The organism is Mycolicibacterium septicum DSM 44393, from assembly GCF_000455325.1.
GTDB classification, from domain to species: domain Bacteria; phylum Actinomycetota; class Actinomycetes; order Mycobacteriales; family Mycobacteriaceae; genus Mycobacterium; species Mycobacterium septicum.
In genome coordinates this window covers 777,425-795,706 of record NZ_HG322953.1, presented here as the reverse complement: position 1 = coordinate 795,706, position 18,282 = coordinate 777,425, and the positions used below count along the sequence as shown (strand labels likewise).

Annotated in this window: 16 protein-coding genes, 1 tRNA gene and 2 pseudogenes; 7 read left to right on the top strand and 12 right to left on the bottom strand. The window is 67.8% G+C overall.

The window, feature by feature from the left end:
- Window positions 1-4 precede the first annotated feature (4 nt).
- Both metH and TX88_RS30570 read right to left on the bottom strand, forming a co-directional pair.
- Window positions 5-3,751: a methionine synthase gene (gene metH, locus TX88_RS30575; RefSeq protein ID WP_044523807.1), complete on the bottom strand. Its 3,747-nt coding sequence runs from the start codon at window positions 3,749-3,751 to the stop codon at window positions 5-7.
- 223 nt (window positions 3,752-3,974) lie between these two features.
- Window positions 3,975-4,301: a hypothetical protein gene (locus TX88_RS30570; RefSeq protein ID WP_162563237.1), complete on the bottom strand. Its 327-nt coding sequence runs from the start codon at window positions 4,299-4,301 to the stop codon at window positions 3,975-3,977.
- A 56-nt stretch (window positions 4,302-4,357) separates the two neighbouring features.
- Between TX88_RS30570 and TX88_RS30565 the strand changes: the two genes are divergently transcribed.
- A complete protein-coding gene (locus TX88_RS30565; RefSeq protein WP_210742178.1) occupies window positions 4,358-5,203 on the top strand; it encodes a PAC2 family protein in 846 nt (281 codons plus the stop codon).
- An 87-nt stretch (window positions 5,204-5,290) separates the two neighbouring features.
- On the opposite strand, the gene TX88_RS30560 is transcribed toward TX88_RS30565, so the two are convergent.
- The 3 genes and pseudogenes from TX88_RS30560 to TX88_RS30550 form a co-directional block, all read right to left on the bottom strand.
- A complete protein-coding gene (locus TX88_RS30560; protein WP_044523804.1) occupies window positions 5,291-6,175 on the bottom strand; it encodes an SDR family oxidoreductase in 885 nt (294 codons plus the stop codon).
- A 38-nt stretch (window positions 6,176-6,213) separates the two neighbouring features.
- Window positions 6,214-7,453, bottom strand: a pseudogene (gene mshC / locus TX88_RS30555) (cysteine--1-D-myo-inosityl 2-amino-2-deoxy-alpha-D-glucopyranoside ligase).
- A 127-nt stretch (window positions 7,454-7,580) separates the two neighbouring features.
- Entirely contained in the window at window positions 7,581-8,342 is a 762-nt protein-coding gene (locus TX88_RS30550; RefSeq protein ID WP_044523803.1) for a 3'(2'),5'-bisphosphate nucleotidase CysQ, read from the bottom strand.
- Between the two features lie 78 nt (window positions 8,343-8,420).
- Here TX88_RS30550 and TX88_RS30545 point away from each other — a divergent pair, with 78 nt between their 5' ends.
- Window positions 8,421-9,452 (top strand): alpha/beta fold hydrolase, encoded by a 1,032-nt coding sequence (locus TX88_RS30545; protein WP_044523802.1) that lies wholly within the window; start codon window positions 8,421-8,423, stop codon window positions 9,450-9,452.
- Window positions 9,453-9,511: 59 nt separating this feature from the next.
- Window positions 9,512-10,186, top strand: coding sequence for a DUF6891 domain-containing protein (locus TX88_RS30540; protein ID WP_049925535.1), 675 nt, complete (start codon window positions 9,512-9,514; stop codon window positions 10,184-10,186).
- Between the two features lie 30 nt (window positions 10,187-10,216).
- Here TX88_RS30540 and TX88_RS30535 read toward each other — a convergent pair.
- The 5 genes and pseudogenes from TX88_RS30535 to TX88_RS30515 form a co-directional block, all read right to left on the bottom strand.
- Window positions 10,217-11,052: pseudogene (locus TX88_RS30535) on the bottom strand (SCO1664 family protein).
- Window positions 11,036-11,623 carry an Rv2134c family protein gene (locus TX88_RS30530; RefSeq protein WP_044523801.1) on the bottom strand — a complete coding sequence of 196 codons (588 nt, stop codon included), beginning with the start codon at window positions 11,621-11,623 and terminating at the stop codon, window positions 11,036-11,038. Before TX88_RS30530 ends, TX88_RS30535 begins: the two are co-directional and overlap by 17 nt.
- 35 nt (window positions 11,624-11,658) lie before the next feature.
- Complete coding sequence (locus TX88_RS30525; RefSeq protein WP_044523800.1) at window positions 11,659-12,330, bottom strand: histidine phosphatase family protein; 672 nt, start codon at window positions 12,328-12,330, stop codon at window positions 11,659-11,661.
- A 39-nt stretch (window positions 12,331-12,369) separates the two neighbouring features.
- Window positions 12,370-13,200 carry an undecaprenyl-diphosphate phosphatase gene (locus TX88_RS30520; RefSeq protein ID WP_044524391.1) on the bottom strand — a complete coding sequence of 277 codons (831 nt, stop codon included), beginning with the start codon at window positions 13,198-13,200 and terminating at the stop codon, window positions 12,370-12,372.
- A 55-nt stretch (window positions 13,201-13,255) separates the two neighbouring features.
- Window positions 13,256-13,567, bottom strand: coding sequence for a hypothetical protein (locus TX88_RS30515; protein WP_044523799.1), 312 nt, complete (start codon window positions 13,565-13,567; stop codon window positions 13,256-13,258).
- A 123-nt stretch (window positions 13,568-13,690) separates the two neighbouring features.
- Here TX88_RS30515 and TX88_RS30510 point away from each other — a divergent pair, with 123 nt between their 5' ends.
- The 3 genes from TX88_RS30510 to TX88_RS30500 are packed head-to-tail and all read left to right on the top strand — an operon-like array spanning window position 13,691 to window position 16,046.
- Window positions 13,691-14,719, top strand: coding sequence for a YncE family protein (locus TX88_RS30510; protein WP_044523796.1), 1,029 nt, complete (start codon window positions 13,691-13,693; stop codon window positions 14,717-14,719).
- A complete protein-coding gene (locus tag TX88_RS30505) occupies window positions 14,716-14,985 on the top strand; it encodes a DUF5703 family protein (protein ID WP_044523793.1) in 270 nt (89 codons plus the stop codon). Before TX88_RS30510 ends, TX88_RS30505 begins: the two co-directional genes overlap by 4 nt.
- Window positions 14,985-16,046: a quinone-dependent dihydroorotate dehydrogenase gene (locus TX88_RS30500; RefSeq protein ID WP_209447145.1), complete on the top strand. Its 1,062-nt coding sequence runs from the start codon at window positions 14,985-14,987 to the stop codon at window positions 16,044-16,046. The genes TX88_RS30505 and TX88_RS30500 overlap by 1 nt, the downstream gene beginning before the upstream one ends.
- A gap of 105 nt (window positions 16,047-16,151) precedes the next feature.
- Here the strand turns inward: TX88_RS30500 and TX88_RS30495 are convergent, their stop codons facing one another.
- Both TX88_RS30495 and TX88_RS30490 read right to left on the bottom strand, forming a co-directional pair.
- Complete coding sequence (locus tag TX88_RS30495; protein WP_044523786.1) at window positions 16,152-16,676, bottom strand: YbhB/YbcL family Raf kinase inhibitor-like protein; 525 nt, start codon at window positions 16,674-16,676, stop codon at window positions 16,152-16,154.
- 27 nt (window positions 16,677-16,703) lie between these two features.
- Window positions 16,704-18,047 (bottom strand): M20/M25/M40 family metallo-hydrolase, encoded by a 1,344-nt coding sequence (locus TX88_RS30490; protein WP_044523783.1) that lies wholly within the window; start codon window positions 18,045-18,047, stop codon window positions 16,704-16,706.
- A gap of 88 nt (window positions 18,048-18,135) precedes the next feature.
- Between TX88_RS30490 and TX88_RS30485 the strand changes: the two genes are divergently transcribed.
- Window positions 18,136-18,221, top strand: a tRNA-Leu gene (locus TX88_RS30485).
- Window positions 18,222-18,282: the final 61 nt, after the last annotated feature.

Here is an 18,282-nt window from a genome sequence, read left to right as displayed (position 1 = left end):
TGGGTCAGTCCTCCGGGTTGTAGCCGAGGTTGGGGGCGAGCCAGCGCTCGGCTTCGGCCAGGGTCCAGCCCTTGCGCTTCGCGTAGTCGGCGACCTGGTCCTGGGCCATCCGGCCGACCACGAAGTACTGCGACTGCGGGTGCGAGAAGTACCAGCCGCTGACGGCGGCGCCGGGCCACATCGCCATCGACTCGGTCAGCTCGATGCCGGTGCGCTCCTTGACGTCCATCAATTGCCAGAGCGTCGCCTTCTCGGTGTGCTCCGGGCAGGCCGGGTAGCCGGGGGCAGGGCGGATTCCGACGTACTTCTCACCGATGAGCGCCTCGTTGTCCAGCTGCTCATCGGGCTGGTAGCCCCAGAACTCCTCGCGGACCCGTTGATGCATCCGTTCGGCGAACGCCTCCGCCAGCCGGTCGGCGAGCGACTCCAGCAGGATGGCGCTGTAGTCGTCGAGGGCCGCCTTGAACTCCATGATCTTGTCCTGGCTGCCGAGCCCCGAGGTGACGGCGAAAGCACCGATGTAGTCCGGTGACCCTGTTTCCCGGGGGGCGATGTAGTCGCCCAGCGAACGGTTCGGGATGCCGTCCCGGTGCTCACCCTGCTGGCGCAGGTTGTGCAACGTGGTCAGCACCTCGGTCCGGGTCTCGTCGGTGTAGACCTCGATGTCGTCGCCGACCGCATTCGCCGGGAAGAACCCGATCACGCCGTTGGCCTTGAGCCACTTTTCTTTGATCAGGGTGTCCAGCATCTGCTGGGCATCGTCGTACAGCTTGCGCGCCGCCTCGCCCGAGACCGGGTTGTTGAGGATGTCGGGGAACCGGCCCTTCATCTCCCAGGCATTGAAGAACGGCTGCCAGTCGATGTACTCGCGCAGCTCGGCGAGGTCGTACTCGTGAAACTCCCGCACGCCGAGGCCTTGGGCGGGCACCGGCGGGGTGTATCCGTCCCACTCGATCGGCGTCCGGTTGGCGCGGGCCTTCTCCAGCGTCAGCATCGGCCGCTCGTTCTTCTGGGCGTGCCGTTCGCGAAGGGCGGCGTAGTCGGTCGCGGTGGCCTCCAGCAGGGCCGGCCGCTGCTTGTCGTCGAGCAGCGCGGCAGCGACCGGAACCGAGCGGGAAGCGTCCTTGACCCACACCACGGGACCACTGCGCCGCGGCGCGATCTTGACCGCCGTGTGGGCGCGCGAGGTGGTCGCGCCGCCGATCAGCAGTGGGATCTCCAGCCCCTCGCGTTCCATCTCGACGGCGAAGTTGGACATCTCGTCCAAAGACGGGGTGATCAGGCCGGACAGCCCGATGATGTCGGCCTTGTGTTCCCGCGCCGCGTCCAGGATCTTCTGCGCCGGCACCATCACCCCGAGGTCGATCACGGTGTAGTTGTTGCACTGCAGGACGACCCCGACGATGTTCTTGCCGATGTCGTGGACGTCGCCCTTCACAGTCGCCATCACGATGATGCCGTTGCTGGCGTCGGCATCACCCGGCTGCTTCTCCGCCTCGATGTAGGGCAGCAGGTACGCCACGGCCTTCTTCATCACCCGGGCCGACTTCACGACCTGGGGCAGGAACATCTTGCCTGCGCCGAAGAGGTCGCCGACGACGTTCATACCGTCCATCAGCGGGCCCTCGATCACCTCGATCGGCCGCCCACCAGCGGCGGCGATCTCGGCCCGCAATTCCTCGGTGTCGTCGTCGACATGGGCATCGATGCCCTTGACCAGGGCATGCGTGATCCGCTCGCGAACCGGGAGACTGCGCCATTCGGCCGCCTTCGGATCCTCGGTCTTCTCTGACTTGTTGAACCGTTCGGCGATCTCCAAGAGACGTTCGGCCGCATCCTCGCGACGGTTCAGCACGACGTCCTCGATGCGGTCCCGCAGCTCGGGGTCGATCGAGTCGTAGGGCACCAGCGCCCCGGCGTTGACGATGCCCATGTCCAGGCCGGCCTTGATGGCGTGGAACAGGAACACCGCGTGGATCGCCTCGCGCACGGGGTTGTTGCCCCGGAACGAGAACGACACGTTCGAGATGCCGCCGGAGATGTGCACCCCGGGAAGGTTCTCCTTGATCCAGGCGCAGGCCTCGATGAAGTCGATCCCGTACGTCGCGTGCTCTTCGATACCGGTCGCCAGCGCGAAGCAGTTCGGGTCGAAGATGATGTCCTCGGCCGGGAAGCCGACTTCCTCGGTCAGGATCCGGTAGGCGCGCCCGCAGATCTCCTTGCGGCGCTCCAGGTTGTCGGCCTGCCCCTGTTCGTCGAAGGCCATCACCACGACGGCGGCGCCGTACTTGCGGCACAGCCGGGCCTCGCGGACGAACTTCTCCTCGCCCTCCTTCATGGAGATCGAGTTGACGATCGGCTTGCCCTGCACGTTCTTCAGGCCCGCCTCGATGACCTCCCATTTGGAGGAGTCGATCATCACCGGGACGCGGCTGATGTCCGGCTCGGCCGCGATCAGCTTGGTGAACCGGTCCATCGCGGCGACGCCGTCGATCATCCCCTCGTCCATGTTGATGTCGATGACCTGCGCACCGACCTCGACCTGCTGCAGCGCGACCGACAGCGCGGTGTCGTAGTCCTCGGCCTTGATCAGGTTCCGGAACCGCGCGGAGCCGGTGATGTTGGTGCGCTCACCGATGTTGACGAACAGAGAATCCTCGGTGATGTTGAGCGGCTCCAGGCCCGAGAGCCGGGTGGCCACCTGGATCTCCGGCAGCTCGCGGGGCGCCTTGCCGTCGACGACCTTGGCGATCTCGGCGATGTGCGCCGGCGCCGTTCCGCAGCAACCACCGACCATGTTGACCAGGCCGGCCTCGGCGAACTCGGCGATGTAGCCGGCCTGATGCTCCGGGGACTCGTCGTATTCGCCGAAGGCGTTGGGCAGGCCCGCGTTCGGGTAGCAGGAGATGTAGGTGTCCGCGATCCGCGCCATCTCGGCGATGTAGGGCCTCATCTCCGGGGCGCCCAGGGCGCAGTTGAGGCCGACCGCGAGCGGCTTCGCGTGCCTGATCGCGTTCCAGAACGCCTCGGTGACCTGTCCGGACAGTGTCCGCCCGGAGGCGTCGGTGATGGTGCCCGAGATGATCACCGGCCAGCGGCGTCCGCGTTCCTCGAACAGCGTCTCGATGGCGAACACCGCTGCCTTGGAGTTCAGCGAATCGAAGATCGTCTCGACGATGAGGAGGTCGGAACCACCGTCGACCAGGCCGTTGGCTGCCTCGAGGTAGGCGGCGACCAACTGGTCGTAGGAGACGTTGCGGGCACCCGGATCGTTGACGTCCGGCGAGATCGACGCCGTCCGCGTCGTCGGGCCCAGCGCCCCGGCGACGTAGCGGGGCTTTTCCGGGGTGCTGAACTCGTCGGCGGCCTTGCGGGCCAGCGCAGCGCCGGCGTAGTTCAGCTCGTAGCTCAGGTCCGCCATGTCGTAGTCGGACAGCGAGACCGCGTTCGCGTTGAACGTGTTGGTCTCCAGGATGTCGGCGCCCGCCTCGAGGTACTCGCGGTGGATCCCCTCGATGATCTGCGGCTGCGTCAGGTTGAGCAGGTCGTTGTTGCCCTGGAGAGCGGTCGGCCACTCCGTGAACCGGTCGCCGCGGTAGCCGGCCTCGTCGGGCCGGTCCCGCTGGATCGCTGTGCCCATCGCGCCGTCGATCACCAGGATCCGCCGGCGCATGGCCGCCGTCAGTTCGTCGGTGCAGTCGGGGCGGATGTTCGGCGTAAAGGTCGTCGACTCACCAGCAGTCACGTGCACTCCTTCCGTAACGGAAGGCGTCCTTGACTCTGCCGAGCGTGGCGGATACGGGTAGAAACCCGGAACCGTTGCAACGCCTCTCGACCAGAAGAGTCTACGTCGTCATCCAACAGACGCGCGGACGCCCAACTCGTCGCCACGATCGACCCCGACCCGCGTGGCGATTGCGGTGCCCCTGAGTGACAGCTCACCGATTTTGTCAGCAATGTCGTAGGCACCAGGGTTAACCAGATTGCAGCCGAACGTATTTCGCCACGGCCGCACCGGCGCAGGCCTGGAAATCGTTGCGATGGATCGTTGCGATGACCTCGGGGCAGGTCACGGCGCGGATCTCGCTGCGGCCTTCGACGGTTCCGAGATCACCGAGGGTGAGACCGGCAGCCCGCAGCTGGGTGCCCATGACGCCGCCGCCTGGCACTACGCGCGTGTCGAGCACGTCGGTGTCGTAGGCGGATTTGTCAGCGGCAATCACATGAAACAGGGTAGTCGGTCTATCAAACCGGCTGATCGGCGCGGCGGCGACCCGCGCGCACAACGGGCTCATCGGCACTCTCCAAGGCTTACGCTGAACGTGTGACACCGTCGTATCCGAACGCCGGCCGGCCTATGAATCTGCCCGAATTGAAGGACGCCACCATCGTGGCCGCCTTCGAGGGCTGGAACGACGCCGGCGACGCGGCCAGTGACGCGCTGGACCACCTGGATGCGATCTGGGAGGCCCAGCCGATCGTCGAGATCGACGACGAGTCGTACTACGACTATCAGGTGAACCGCCCGGTGATCCGCCAGGTCGACGGCGTCACACGGGAGCTGGAATGGCCGTCGATGCGGATCTCGCACTGCCGTCCGCCGGGCAGCAACCGTGACGTGGTGTTGATGCACGGCGTCGAACCCAACATGCGCTGGCGCACCTTCTGCGCCGAGTTGCTGGCCATCGCCGACAAGCTCAACGTGCAGACCGTCGTGATCCTGGGCGCACTGCTGGCCGATACCCCGCACACCCGGCCGGTGCCGGTGTCGGGCTCGGCGTATTCGGCCGAGTCGGCGAAGTTCTTCGGCCTGGAGGAGACCCGCTACGAGGGGCCGACCGGGATCGCCGGGGTGTTCCAGGATGCCTGCGTGCAGGCCGGAATCCCGGCGGTGACCTTCTGGGCCGCGGTACCGCACTACGTGTCGCAGCCGCCCAGTCCCAAGGCCACAGTCGCCCTGCTGCGCCGGGTCGAGGACGTGCTGGACGTCGAGGTGCCGCTGGCCGACCTGCCCGCCGCCGCCGAGGAGTGGGAGCAGGCCGTCACCGAGATGACCGCCGAGGACGAGGAGATCGCGGAGTACGTCGCCTCGTTGGAACAGCGCGGCGACGCCGAGGTCGACATGCACGAGGTGCTCGGCAAGATCGACGGCGACGCGCTGGCGGCCGAGTTCGAGCGCTACCTGCGGCGCAGAGGCCGCTGAGTTCCCCTGGATTCCCGCCGAGTGGCCACTTAGTGCACGGAAACTGCCGGATCACGTGTCATAACTGGCCGCTCGGCGTTGATGCCGCTAGGACTCCGGCTTCTCCAGCGCCTCGATGCGGGCGCTGGTCGAGCGCCCGAGTGCGGCCGCCTCCGCGTCCAATTTCGGCAGCAGCGTCGGGGTGAATTTGAGGATGTCGCGCTCCGCCAGCGGCGTCGTGACGAACGGCCGGATCCAGCGGAACACCCCGACCCACTCCGGGCTGTAGATGCGCTTCTTGCGTCCCTCGATGCCCTTGACGAACGCCGCGCCGCAGGCGTCGACGGTGGTGGTCCGGTTCAGCGGCGGCGGCAGCTTGGACAGCATCTCCTGGAACGCCGACAGGTCCGACTTGGCGTCCTGCACCAGAGGGGTGTCGATCCAGCTCATGTGGGCCGAGCCCACGTCGACACCGAGGTGGGCCACCTCCAGGCGCAGCGTGTTGGCGAAGTACTCGGCGCCGGCCTTGGAGGCGTGATAGGCGGCCAGTCCGGGTGCCGAGGTGAACGCCGCGAGTGAGGACACCACCAGTACGTACCCGCGACGCTTGACGACCGCGGGCAACGTGGCGCGCACGGTGTTGAACACCCCCACGACGTTGATGTCGACGACCCGCTTGAACGCCTCGGGATCCACCTGCATGACCGAACCGAAGCTGGCGATGCCCGCGTTGGCCATCACGATGTCGATGCCGCCGAACCGCTCGACGGCGGCATCGGCGGCCTTCTGCATGGCGGCCAGATCGCGCACGTCGGCCAGCGCGGTCAGCACGTGCTCCTCGCCGAGTTCGGCGGCCAGCGCACTCAACGGCGCCTCATCGAGGTCGGTGAGCACCAGTTTGGCGCCCCTGCGCCGCAGCCTGCGGGCCACCTCGGCGCCGATGCCGCGTGCACCGCCGGTGATGAAGACGACTTTCCCGTTCACAGAACCCATGGCCGAAACGTACCGCACCCGGGCGCGCCCGACGAGGTCTAGAGTTCGACTCCCAGCAGCGCATCAACGGTGTCGGCGACCTGCCGTGGCGCGGCCGGATCATGGCCGCCGTAGGTCAGCGCATCGTTACACCAACCATCCAGTGCAGCAAGAGCTTTCGGGGGTGTCGAGATCGTCGGCGAGGTACTGGCGCACCCGCGCCACCACGTCGGCGGTGTCGGGACCGGCGGGCAGCGCGGTGGCGCTGCGCCAGTGCTTCAGCCGGGCGTTGGCCTCTTCGAGCACCGCATCGCTCCAGAACCGGTCCGACCGGTAGTGGCCCGCGAACAGGCCGAGGCGGACCGCCGACGGGTCGACACCGTCGGCGCGCAGCCGCGAGACCAGCACCAGGTTGCCGCGGCTCTTGCTCATCTTGTGCCCGTCCCAGCCGATCATGCCCGCGTGGACGTAGTGGCGGGCGAAACGCCGCTCCCCCGTGACGGATTCGGCATGCGCGGCGGAGAACTCGTGGTGCGGGAACATCAGATCGCTGCCGCCGCCCTGGATGTCCAGACCGGAGCCGATGCGGGTGAGCGCGATGGCCGAGCACTCGACGTGCCAGCCGGGCCGGCCCGCGCCGAAGGGTGAGGGCCAGCTGGGCTCACCGGGACGCTGAGCCCGCCACAGCAGGGCGTCGAGTTCGTCGCCCTTGCCGGCACGGTCCGGGTCACCGCCTCGCTCGCCGAACAGCCGCAGCATGGTCTCGCGGTCATAGCCCGACTCGTAGCCGAATTGCACCGTGGCGTCGGCGCGGTAGTACACGTCGGGATATTCGGCGTCGTCGACCACGTAGGCCGCACCGGAGGCCAGCATCTTCTCCACGAGCTCGACCACCTCGGTGATCGCGTCGGTGGCGGCGACGTAGTCGCGCGGCGGCAGCACACGCAGGGCTGCCATGTCGTCGCGGAACAGCTGGGTTTCGCGGTCCCCGAGGTCGCGCCAGTCGATGCCGTCACGATCGGCCCGTTCGAACAACGGATCGTCCACATCGGTGACGTTCTGCACGTAGTGCACGGTGTGTCCGGCGTCCAGCCACAGCCGGTACACCAGATCGAAGGTCAGGTAGGTCGCGGCATGGCCGAGATGCGTGGCGTCATACGGGGTGATGCCACATACGTACATGGTGGCGGTCGGCCCGGGGGTCACCGGCCGTACCTGGCGGTCGGCGCTGTCGTACAACCGCAGCTGCGGACCACGTCCTTCCAGCACCGGAATTGACGGTGCCGACCACGATCGCATGGTCTCGACTCTAAGGTGCTCGCTCAGGACGGCCTCCCGCCGGTCGGTCCCACACAGTTCAGCAAGTCAGACAATGCCGCCGCCGGTTTCATTCCCGCATCCCCCGTCGGCTCGCAACGGAGAACGCTCACCGGGCCGCCCCGATGGCCTCGAGCAGGATCGGCGCCAGCTCTTTGCGGCACATGACGAAATCAGGCAGATAGGGATCGGCGCGGTTGTAACGCAGCTCCGAGCCGTCCAGCCGGGACGCGTGCAGGCCGGCGGCCATCACCACACCGGCCGGCGCGGCCGAATCCCACTCCCACTGCCCGCCGGCGTGGATGTACGCGTCGACGTCGCCGCGCACCACGGCCATCGCCTTGGCCCCGGCCGAGCCGATGCGCACCATCCGGAAGTCGAGCTGCTCACGTATCCGCCACAGCACCGCCGGGGGGCGGTTGGAGCTCGCGGTGATCAACAGGGGGCCGGGTCGCCGCGGCCCGGGCGGGGCGACCGTATCGCTGCGGTACACCTCACCCCGGGCGGGCAGGGCCACCACCGCATCCGACAGGCCCCCGTCGGCACCCACCGAGCGCTGCCACAGGGCGATGTGCACCGCCCAGTCCTCACGGCCCGGCAAGGAGAACTCGTGCGTGCCGTCCACCGGATCGACGATCCAGACCCGGTCGGCCTCGACGCGGGCAAGGTCATCGACCGCCTCCTCGCTGAGCACGGAATCACCGGGGCGGGCCTGGGCCAGACGATCGAGGATCAGCGCGTTGGACCGCCGGTCCCCTTCGTCGCCGAGGTAATACGGGTCGTAGAAACCGACCTCCTCGCGCACGGCCAACAACAACTCACCGGCCTCCTTGGCCACTGCGGCAGCCAGGTCGGCGTCGGTCGAGTGCACCCGGTAAGTATCGACGCCACGCAATACCGGTGTCGGATCGGGGCCCGGGTCGCGCCGGCGCACCAGTAACTTGGCAGCGTGAGGAGACCGGTCAAAGTCATCCTGCTGTGCGCCCTGGCGACGGTGATCGTGGCGATCGGGTCGGGCGCGGCGTGGGAACAGATCGAACGAAACCGCGCCGCCGCTCAGTTTCCGGCGCCGGGCAGGATGATCGATATCGGCGGGCGCGCCGTTCATCTCGACTGCCGCGGCCACGGCTCGCCGACAGTGGTGCTCGAATCCGGTGCCGACACGAGCGGTTCCGCGTTGTGGTTCCCGGTGCATCACCAGGTGGCCGGCTTCACCCGGGTGTGTTCGTACGATCGCGCCGGACTCATGTGGAGTGAATCTGTGGGCGCCGGGCCACGTGACCCTGTCGCGGTTGTCGCCGATCTTCAGCGAACGCTGCGGACAGCGAACGAATCGTCGCCCTACGTCATGGTCGGGGCATCGCTCGGCGGGCCCCTCGCCATGATCTTCACCAAGTACCACGGCAGCGAAGTGGCCGGCCTGGTCTTCGTCGATGCTGCCCACCCGGATCAAACCGGCCGGTTGGCTGCCGCGACCGGACACCTGGAAGACGGCATCCCCGCGGTGTTCAAAGTCCTGCGGTACCTGGCGTGGACGGGCTTGCCGCGCCTGCTCATTCCCGAGCCGACCGTGCCGGAACTACCGCCCGATGTGGTGGCCGCGATCGGTGCCTACCAGCCCGTCTCACTTGCCGCCTCATTCGACGAGGCCGACGCGATGGAGGCCACGTTGCAGGAAGCGGGGACCTTCCGCGACCTGGGCGACCGACCACTGGCCGTCCTGTCCCGCGGCAAGCCCTGGAGCGCATACAGCGAATCCGAGCAGGCAGGCACCGGCATGACCCATGACCAGTTCGACCGAATGCAACAGGCCTGGTGGGAGATGCAGGTGGAGGAAGCGAGCTGGTCGACCCAGAGCACGCATCGCAAGCTCGACGATTCCAGCCACGTCATTCAGCTGGAAAGACCTGACGCAGTCGTCGACGCGATCCGCGCGGTGGTCTCGCAGGTACGCGCGCGAAATCCCATCCCGACGCGGTAATCAGGGCCAGGCCCCGATTGGTGCACTGACGGGGTCGGTTACGGCGCTAGGGTCGGTCCATGCGCAGCCTCGACTGGCAAACCGGCGACCGCGACGAGCTCAGTGCTTTTCTCCGTTCTCACCTGGTCGCCGGGTTCTGGGGGTACGACGAAATCCTCGACATGGCACACGAATGGGTCGATGACTCTGGCGTGGTCGATCCCGCGGAAGCGGCCGAACTGGTGGATTCGATGTGGCGCCGGCGCCTGGCCGAGCAGGCTTCCTGGGCCGACACCGGCGACTACGGCCGCTTGCAGTACACCTTCGCCCAGCTCGAATCCGAGGGCATCCTGGCCCGGATGTGTTTCTCCTGCTGTGCCACCTGCGCGACGCACGACATCGATGACGAGCGCTCCCCCAACCCGGAATCCGAGGACTGGTACCGCTATCGGGAGTGGGCCTACACCTATTTCCACGAGCAGGATGCGCTGCGGCTGGGCGATGCCGAACCGACCCTGTATCTGGGTTTCAGCTCGTTTCGGCCCCACCCGGCGTTGCCGGACTCGGTGGTGCGTGCTGCCGCCGCCGGTGACGAGGCGGCGGTCGCCGAGATCACCGAGCGCACCGACACCTTGGTGGGCGAACGGATCGTGGTGCTGGCCAACCATTTCGGCCTCGGCGCCTCATGGTCGGGATCGCATCGCAGCCGCATCGAGCTCGATGTTTCCCAATGGCGAAAGCCCCTACCGCAGTAGGAGATCGTTCGATGGCCCCGGGCGCGCCGGCTAGAAGGCGGGCCACGGGATCGGCCGGTGCCGATCAGGCGTCGGCATCACCGGATTGCTCAGTAGCCCAACAATTCTGGACCTCAACGCGGCGATCTCGACTTCGGTGATGTGCGCACACAACTGCTCGGCCAGGTCGGCGAACCCGTCGCGCAGCGCCGCGACATCGGCCAGGGTTTCGTCGTCGACGGGCTTGCCGGCCCAGCCCCACAACACGGTCCGCAGCTTGTCCTCGACGTGCAGGCTCACCCCGTGGTCGACGCCGTACACGCCCCGTCCAGGCCGGCCAGGATGTGCCCACCCTTGCGGTCGGCGTTGTTGATCAGCACGTCGAACACCGCCATCCGGAACAACCGGGGATCGTCGGCGTGCACCAGCGTCACCTCGTCGCCGGCGTAGTCGTAGGCCTGCAGGATCGGCAGGAATCCGGGCGGCAGGTGCCCGGCGGGCAGCAGGTCCACCAGATCGGGGCCGGAATCGGGTTCATCCCCCACCTGGTCCCCGGGCTGATCCACCCACAGCTGCAGCATGCCCGGACCGGCAGGCCCGTCCCGAATAATGGTGCGCGGCACGATATTCCAGCCCAATGCAGCCGACACCAGATACGCGCTCAGCTCGCGGCCGGCCAATGTGCCGTCGGGGAAGTCCCACAGCGGCGCCTCGCCCCGGATCGGCTTGTACACGCAATGGACCTGCTGCTCACCGGAGGTCGCCTCACACAGGAAGGTGGCGTTGCTGGCCGATCGGATCCGGCCGATCACCGTCAGTTCACCGTCGGCCAGGACCGTGTCATCGTCGGGGTCGGGATCCGGATCGGGGCTAGGTTTCTGTGTCATCTTCGGACCCGGCCACCTCACCGCGGCGATAACCGTTGGTACGCACACAGATGTGACCGTCGGGGTCCAGCGGCTCATCGCACAGTGGGCATGGCGGGCGCCCGGCCGAGATCACCCGGTTGGACCGGGTGGCGAACTCCCGGGCCGACTCCGGGGTGAGGAACACCCGCACGGCGTCGGGCCCTTCCTCGGCGTCGTCGAGGACCACCGAGGCGTCGAACTCGCCTTCGGACACCGCGAGCAGCTCCACCACGACGGTCTGCGCCTCCGAATCCCAGCCCAGTCCCATCGTCCCGACGCGGAACTCGGCGTCGACCGGGGTCACCAGGGGCAGCAGATCATTCACCTCACCGGTGTCCGGCGGGATCGGCGTGCCGAAGCGGCGGTTGATCTCGGTCAACAGGGCAGCGATACGCTCGGCCAGCACTGCGACCTGCTGCTTCTCCAAGATCACCGAGATCACCCGTTTGTCGTGGACAGCCTGCAGGTAGAACGTCCTGTTGCCGGGTTGGCCGACGGTCCCGGCCACAAAGCGGTCGGGAGTGCGGAAAACATGAATTGCGCGGGCCATGGCACCTTCCAAAATACCGGTAGCGGTACCGCGGGTCAGTTGGTGGACCCACCCACCACAGCGTCGGTGGCGGGTTTGGCCGCCAGCCCAGCGCTCAACTGCGCACCGGTGTGGTTGATATGCATCACGAATGGGCGGAGGTCGGTGTAGCGGATGACGCTCATCGACGCCGGGTCGGCGGTGATCCGCTGGAATCCGTCCAGATGCACGCCCAGTGCATCGGCCAGCACCGCCTTGATCACGTCTCCGTGTGTGCAGGCCACCCACAACACGTCGGCGCCATGCTCTTCGGCCAGTGCGCGGTCACGCTCGCGCACCGCGGCGACCGCGCGGGCCTGGACCTGGGCCAGGCCCTCGCCCTCGGGAAACACCGCCGCGCTGGGCTGCTGCTGCACCACGGCCCACAGCGGCTCCTTGACCAGCTCGCCGATGGCACGGCCGGTCCAGCTGCCGTAGTCGACCTCGGTGAGCCGGTCGTCGACGATCGGCTGCAGCGCGAGCGCCTGGGCCAGCGGCGTCACCGTGCGCACGCAGCGCAACAGCGGCGAGTGCACGATCGCGGTCACCGGCAGCTCGCCGATGCGCGCGACCAGGCCGGCGGCCTGTTCGGCACCACGCTCGTCGAGGTCGACGCCCTCGCTGCGGCCGGCCAGCGTATGCGCGGTGTTCGATGTCGATCGGCCGTGCCGGAGCAGGATCACCGTCATTTGTCAGTCCTCATCGCGAGCCCTCTCCTCTGGCCTCGATCATTGTGCGGCAACCACGCCGGTACCCAGTAGCGCCAGCACCACCACGCCCAGCACCACCCGGTAGCCGACGAACCAGTACATGCTGTGCGACACCAGGAATTTCAGGAACCAGGCGATGGCCGCGAAGCCTACGACGAACGCGATCACGGTGGCCACCAGCAGTTGGGCTCCGCTGGCGCTCATCCCCTCCCCGACCGGGTGGAAGGCATCGGGCAGGGAGAAGATGCCCGAGGCGAACACAGCCGGGATCGCCAGCAGGAAACCGAACCGGGCGGCCAGCTCGCGCTCCATGCCCAGGAACAGACCCGCGCTGATGGTCGCGCCCGAGCGGGAGACCCCGGGTACCAGGGCCAGACACTGGGCCAGGCCGACGATGATGCTGTCGCGCCAGGTCAGCTGCTCGACGCGACGAATCTGCCTGCCGTAGTACTCGGCCGCCGCGATCACCGCCGAGAACACGATGAGCGCCGAGGCCACCAGCCACAGATTGCGTGCGCCGGTACGGATTTCGTCCTTGAACAGCAACCCGAACACCCCGATCGGGATGCTGCCGATGATCACCCACCAGCCCAGCCAGTAGTCAGCGGACCGGTGCGCCCCGTTGAACAACCCGCTGAACCAGGCCTTGATGATCCGGCCGATATCGCGGGCGAAGTAGACCAGCACCGCGAGCTCGGTCCCCAGCTGGGTGACCGCTGTGAACGAGGCGCCGGCGTCGTCGTCGAAGAACACGCGCGAGGTGATCGCGAGGTGCCCCGAGGACGAGACCGGCAGAAACTCGGTGAGCCCCTGGACAATCGACAACACAACCACTTGCAGCCAGGACATGGCACCGACGTCAGTCACGACGACGACCGTACCGTGACGAGCCGGCTGCGATGCGTCAGCGACTGGTGCGTGAAACCGGCTGCGCGCAGGCGACCGCGTCGCGGACCGTTGCCGACAGACTGCGTTCGTCAGTCAGGTCGATATCCGTCAGTTTGCGGGTGGCCACGGCCACCACGTCGTCCTCGACGGGCACCGGGCCGGACAGCCGGGGCCGGTAGATCTCGATCATCAGCTGCTGACGCTCGATGTGGAACGAAAAACTCCGGCCGTCGCCAACTTGGCCAAACCCGCTGGCGTGTACACCAGTGGAAATATCCTCCATAGCAAACTCTCGGCTACATAGTTCCCGGTCTGCGGCGAGGGTCATGATCGAACCATACCTCCACTTATGCCGCGGTGGTTGCAGACGCGACCAATTCCGGCCGACGGCCATGCCTAGACTGGATTCCTGCACCTCACCGACCATCCGTTCCCGATCGAGAGCCATCCGTTGCGCCCAATTCTCGCAGGTCAGCCAGTTCGCGCCGGCCTCATCGCGCTGGCCCTGCTGCTCACCGCGGGCTGCACGTCCAACCCCGCCGATGCCCCGCCGCCCACCATCGAGCCCGCTCAGGCCGCTGTTTCGCCCCCGGTCGCGGCCGCCCCGGACGGCGAGATCCGGCAACTGCCCGGGCACGCCGCGACTGCGGTCTTCGATTCAGCAACCGGCACCCTGGCCGTCCTGACGCCCGGGTCCGACGGACTCTCAACCCTGAGCCTGCTGACCGGCAGCCGGCCCCCGCGCGAGGTGCACCTGACCCCCGCGGCCACGTCGTTGAGTGTCGACGGCCGCGGTGACATCCTGGCCGCCACGCTCGGCGGATACTTCCGCGTGAGCATCGCCGAGGCCAAGGCCAGCAAAATCGAGGTGGACGGCGCCCAGGGCGTGGAGTTCACCGCGATCGCGCAGCGGGCCGACGGCAACCCGGTGCTGGGCAGCGCCGACGGAGCGGTGTACACGATGGCCAACGACCACGCCGTGGCCGCCCGGCTCAAGATCTTCGCCCGCGTGGATTCTCTTGTCACACAAGGAAATACCGCCGTGGTTCTGGATCGCGGGCAGACCTCGGTGACGGCCGTCAACCCCAGCGGCACGAAAGCCGCACAGGCCCTGCGGGCCGGCGAGGGCGCCACCACCATGGCCGCCGACACCAAGGGCCGGGTACTGGTCGCCGACACCCGCGGCGGCGAGCTACTGGTGTTCGGCGCGGACCCGCTGATCATGCGGCAGCGCTACCCGGTGCCCGCCGCCCCCTACGGCCTGGCGGGATCCGCCGAGCTGGCCTGGGTGTCGCAGACCGCGGCCAACACCGTGATTGGTTACGATCTCTCCACCGGCATACCGGTGGAAAAGGTGCGTTATCGAACCGTGCAGCAACCGAACTCCCTGGCCTACGACGACAAGACCGACACCCTCTACGTGGTGTCGGGCTCGGGAGCCGGTGTGCAGGTGATCCGCACCGCGTCGGGCCGCCGATGACCACCATCCAGCAGGGCCGCATGCCTCCCGGATGGGACAAGGTCGTCGCCGAGGATCTTTCCGAGGAATACGACTGGATACCGCTGCGGCTACCGCCGGATGTCACCAGGATCAGCGCCTCGATCCGCTTGTCGATCGAGGCCGAGTACCGCGGCTGGGAACTCACCCGGGTGCGGGCCTACACAGATGGGAGCCGACGGGTGCTGTTGCGCCGCAAGAAGTCAGCGTCGTCCATGCCGGGCACACCCCAGGCGCCTTCACTGTGATCTACGCGGCTCTGCGGCGGGCACTGTTCCTGGTGCCCCCGGAACGAATTCACCTGTGGGTGTTCGCCCTGCTGCGCACCGCCACCGGTCCCGCGGTCCTGCGCCGGGCGCTGGCGCGCCGACTGGCGCCCACCGATCCGGCCCTGGCCAGCACGGTGTTCGGGGTCCGGTTCCCCGGCCCCATGGGTCTGGCCGCCGGTTTCGACAAGGACGGTCGCGGCCTGGAGACCTGGGGCGCGCTGGGCTTCGGCTATGCCGAGGTCGGCACCGTCACCGCCCAACCGCAACCGGGTAACCCCGAGCCCCGGCTGTTCCGGCTGCCCGAGGACCACGCGCTGCTCAACCGGATGGGCTTCAACAACGAGGGCGCGGGGGCGCTGGCGATCCGGCTGGCCCGGCACACCCCCGACGTACCGATCGGGGTCAACATCGGCAAGACCAAGCTGACCCCGCCCGAGGACGCGGTGGCCGACTACGCCGAGAGCACCCGGCTGGTGAGCGCGCTGGCCGCCTACGTCGTCGTCAACGTCAGCTCCCCCAACACTCCGGGTCTACGGGACCTGCAGGCCGTGGAATCGCTGCGGCCGATCCTGGCCGCGGTCAAGGCCGAGACGAACAAACCCGTGCTTGTCAAGATCGCCCCCGATCTCTCCGACGGCGATGTCGACGAAATCGCGGACCTGGCAGTCGAATTGGGATTGGCCGGGATCGTGGCCACCAACACCACGGTGTCCCGGGAGGGGCTGGCCACACCCGGTGTCGCCGACCTTGGCACCGGCGGGATCTCGGGGCGCCCGGTGGCGCACCGGTCCCTGCAGGTGCTGCGGCAGTTGTACGCCCGAGTGGGCGACAAACTCGTACTGATCAGCGCCGGCGGCATCGAAACCGCGGACGACGCGTGGGAGCGGATCACCGCCGGAGCCACCCTGCTGCAGGGCTACACGGGGTTCATCTACGGCGGCGGACTGTGGGCCAAAGAGATCCACGACGGTATCGCCCAGCGGCTGCACGCCGGCGGGTTCGCGTCGCTGAGCGACGCGGTGGGTTCAGCTGCCCGCTGACCCGAGCACACCAACCTCTGCGCGAGCGACCGCGAAGGTACGCAATTTCGCGGCGTGTCGCGTACCGACACGGTCGCTCGCGCGGTGAGGTGCGGGGCTGAGGAGTTAGTTCTGCTCGTAGGTGCCGTGGATGACGGCGCGAGCGATGGCCTGACCGAACAGGTTGAAGCCCAGGTAGGCAGGGGTGGCACCCTCGGGCAGCTCCAGTGACTCCACCGGCAGGGCGTGTACCGCGATGTAGTAGCGATGCGGGCCGTGGCCGGCCGGCGGGGCCGCACCGAGGAAGCGCTTGAGGCCCGCGTCGTTGGTCAGCGTGACAGCCCCACCGGGCAGTTCGCCGCCGTCGCCGGCGCCGGCGGGCAGCTCGGTCACCGTGGCGGGCAGGTCCGCGACCGCCCAGTGCCAGAAGCCCGACGCGGTCGGCGCGTCCGGGTCGTACACCGTGACGGCGAAACTCTTGGTCTCGGCCGGGAATCCCGACCAGCTCAGCTGCGGCGAGGTGTCCGAACCGCCGGCTCCCATGATCCCGCTGACCTGGTCATTGGCCAGCGGCTGCCCGTCGGTGACCGATTCGGAGGTCAAGGTGAACGTCGGCAGCTTCGGCAGGCTGTCGTACGGAGATGTGCTCATGGTTCCCTCTCGTCGTGACTCGTGCGGTCAGCAGTTCCGCAGAAAGTGTTCCAGAACGCCCGCCCCGAACTGCAGCGCGTCCACCGGCACCCGCTCATCGACGCCGTGGAACAGCGCCGCGAAGTCCAGTTCCGGGGGCAGGCGCAGCGGGGCGAACCCGAAGCACCGAATCCCCAAGCGGACAAACGCTTTCGCATCGGTGCCGCCCGACATCATGTAGGGCACCGTTCGGGCGTCGGGGTCGACGGCCAGGATCGCGGCGTTCATCGCGTCCACCAGATCGCCGTCGAACGTGGTTTCCACACTGGGCAGGTCGCGCTCCCAGGTGCGGGTGATGTTGGGCCCGAGCAGCGCATCGAGCTCACGCTCGAAGGCCTCCTTGCGGCCCGGCAGGACGCGGCAGTCGACCATGGCCTCGGCCGTGGCCGGGATGACGTTGGCCTTGTAGCCGGCCTTGAGCATGGTGGGGTTGGCGGTGTCGCGCAGGGTGGCGCCGACGATGCGCGCGATGCCTCCCAGTTTGGCGATGGAGCCTTCCAGATCCGGCGAGTTCGGGTCGAGGTCATAGCCGGTCTCTTCGGAGACCGCTGTCAGGAACTGCTCTACCGACTCGGTGAGTACCAGCGGGAACTGGTGCCGGCCCAGCTTCGCGACGGCGTCGGCGATCTCGGTGACGGCGTTGTCGTCGTGCACCATCGAGCCGTGCCCGGCCCGGCCCCGCGCGGTCAGCCGCATCCAGGACAGGCCCTTCTCGGCCGTCTCGATGAGATACAGGCGCTTCTCGCCGCCGTCCTTCGTCGGAACGGTCAGCGAGAAGCCACCGACCTCCCCGATGGCCTCGGTGACGCCGTCGAACAGGTCGGGGCGATTGTCGACGAGCCACTGGCAGCCGTAGGTGCCGCCGTGCTCCTCGTCGGAGACGAAGGCGAAGACCAGGTCCCTGGGCGGGGTGATGTTGTTGCGCTTCAGGTGACGTGCAACGGCGATCATCATGCCGCACATGTCCTTCATGTCGACCGCGCCGCGGCCCCAGACATAGCCGTCCTTGATCGCGCCGGAGAACGGGTGCACGCTCCAATCGGCGGGCTCGGCCGGGACGACATCGAGGTGCCCGTGGATCATCAGCGCGCCACGGGACGGGTCGGCGCCTGGCAACCGGGCGAAGACGTTGCCCCGGCCCGGGGCGCCGGCCTCCACGTATTCGGTGGTGTAGCCGACCTCACGGAGCCGGTCGGCGACCCATTCCGCACAGTCCGCCTCAGGCTTGGTGGTCGCCGGATCGCCGGTGTTGGAGGTGTCGAATCGGATGAGCGCGCTGACGAGATCGACCACCTCGTCGGCGCTGGAGGCGGGGGCAGTCACAAGGTCCATTGGTACCACCGATTCGCTCCGGGACACCGGTTTGGGTCTGGGGCACCCAATCCGTTAGCCTTAAGCGCCCAGCCCGAGTGGCTGGCAGGTCCGAGTGGCGGAATGGCAGACGCGCTAGCTTGAGGTGCTAGTGCCCTATTAACGGGCGTGGGGGTTCAAGTCCCCCCTCGGACACTTCAGATTAACCAACCAGATTTAACAAAACCCGCTCTGAAATGCATCGGAGCGGGTTTTT

Bases quoted from the DNA above. Each gene is read 5' to 3' on its own strand.
- TX88_RS30520 (WP_044524391.1), bottom strand. From the start codon at position 13,200: ATGTCCTGGCTGCAAGTGGTTGTGTTGTCGATTGTCCAGGGGCTCACC.
- TX88_RS30540 (WP_049925535.1), top strand. From the start codon at position 9,512: ATGCGCAGCCTCGACTGGCAAACCGGCGACCGCGACGAGCTCAGTGCT.
- TX88_RS30565 (WP_210742178.1), top strand. From the start codon at position 4,358: ATGAATCTGCCCGAATTGAAGGACGCCACCATCGTGGCCGCCTTCGAG.
- TX88_RS30495 (WP_044523786.1), bottom strand. From the start codon at position 16,676: ATGAGCACATCTCCGTACGACAGCCTGCCGAAGCTGCCGACGTTCACC.
- TX88_RS30530 (WP_044523801.1), bottom strand. From the start codon at position 11,623: ATGGCCCGCGCAATTCATGTTTTCCGCACTCCCGACCGCTTTGTGGCC.
- TX88_RS30515 (WP_044523799.1), bottom strand. From the start codon at position 13,567: ATGACCCTCGCCGCAGACCGGGAACTATGTAGCCGAGAGTTTGCTATG.
- TX88_RS30560 (WP_044523804.1), bottom strand. From the start codon at position 6,175: ATGGGTTCTGTGAACGGGAAAGTCGTCTTCATCACCGGCGGTGCACGC.
- TX88_RS30490 (WP_044523783.1), bottom strand. From the start codon at position 18,047: ATGGACCTTGTGACTGCCCCCGCCTCCAGCGCCGACGAGGTGGTCGAT.
- TX88_RS30525 (WP_044523800.1), bottom strand. From the start codon at position 12,330: ATGACGGTGATCCTGCTCCGGCACGGCCGATCGACATCGAACACCGCG.
- TX88_RS30505 (WP_044523793.1), top strand. From the start codon at position 14,716: ATGACCACCATCCAGCAGGGCCGCATGCCTCCCGGATGGGACAAGGTC.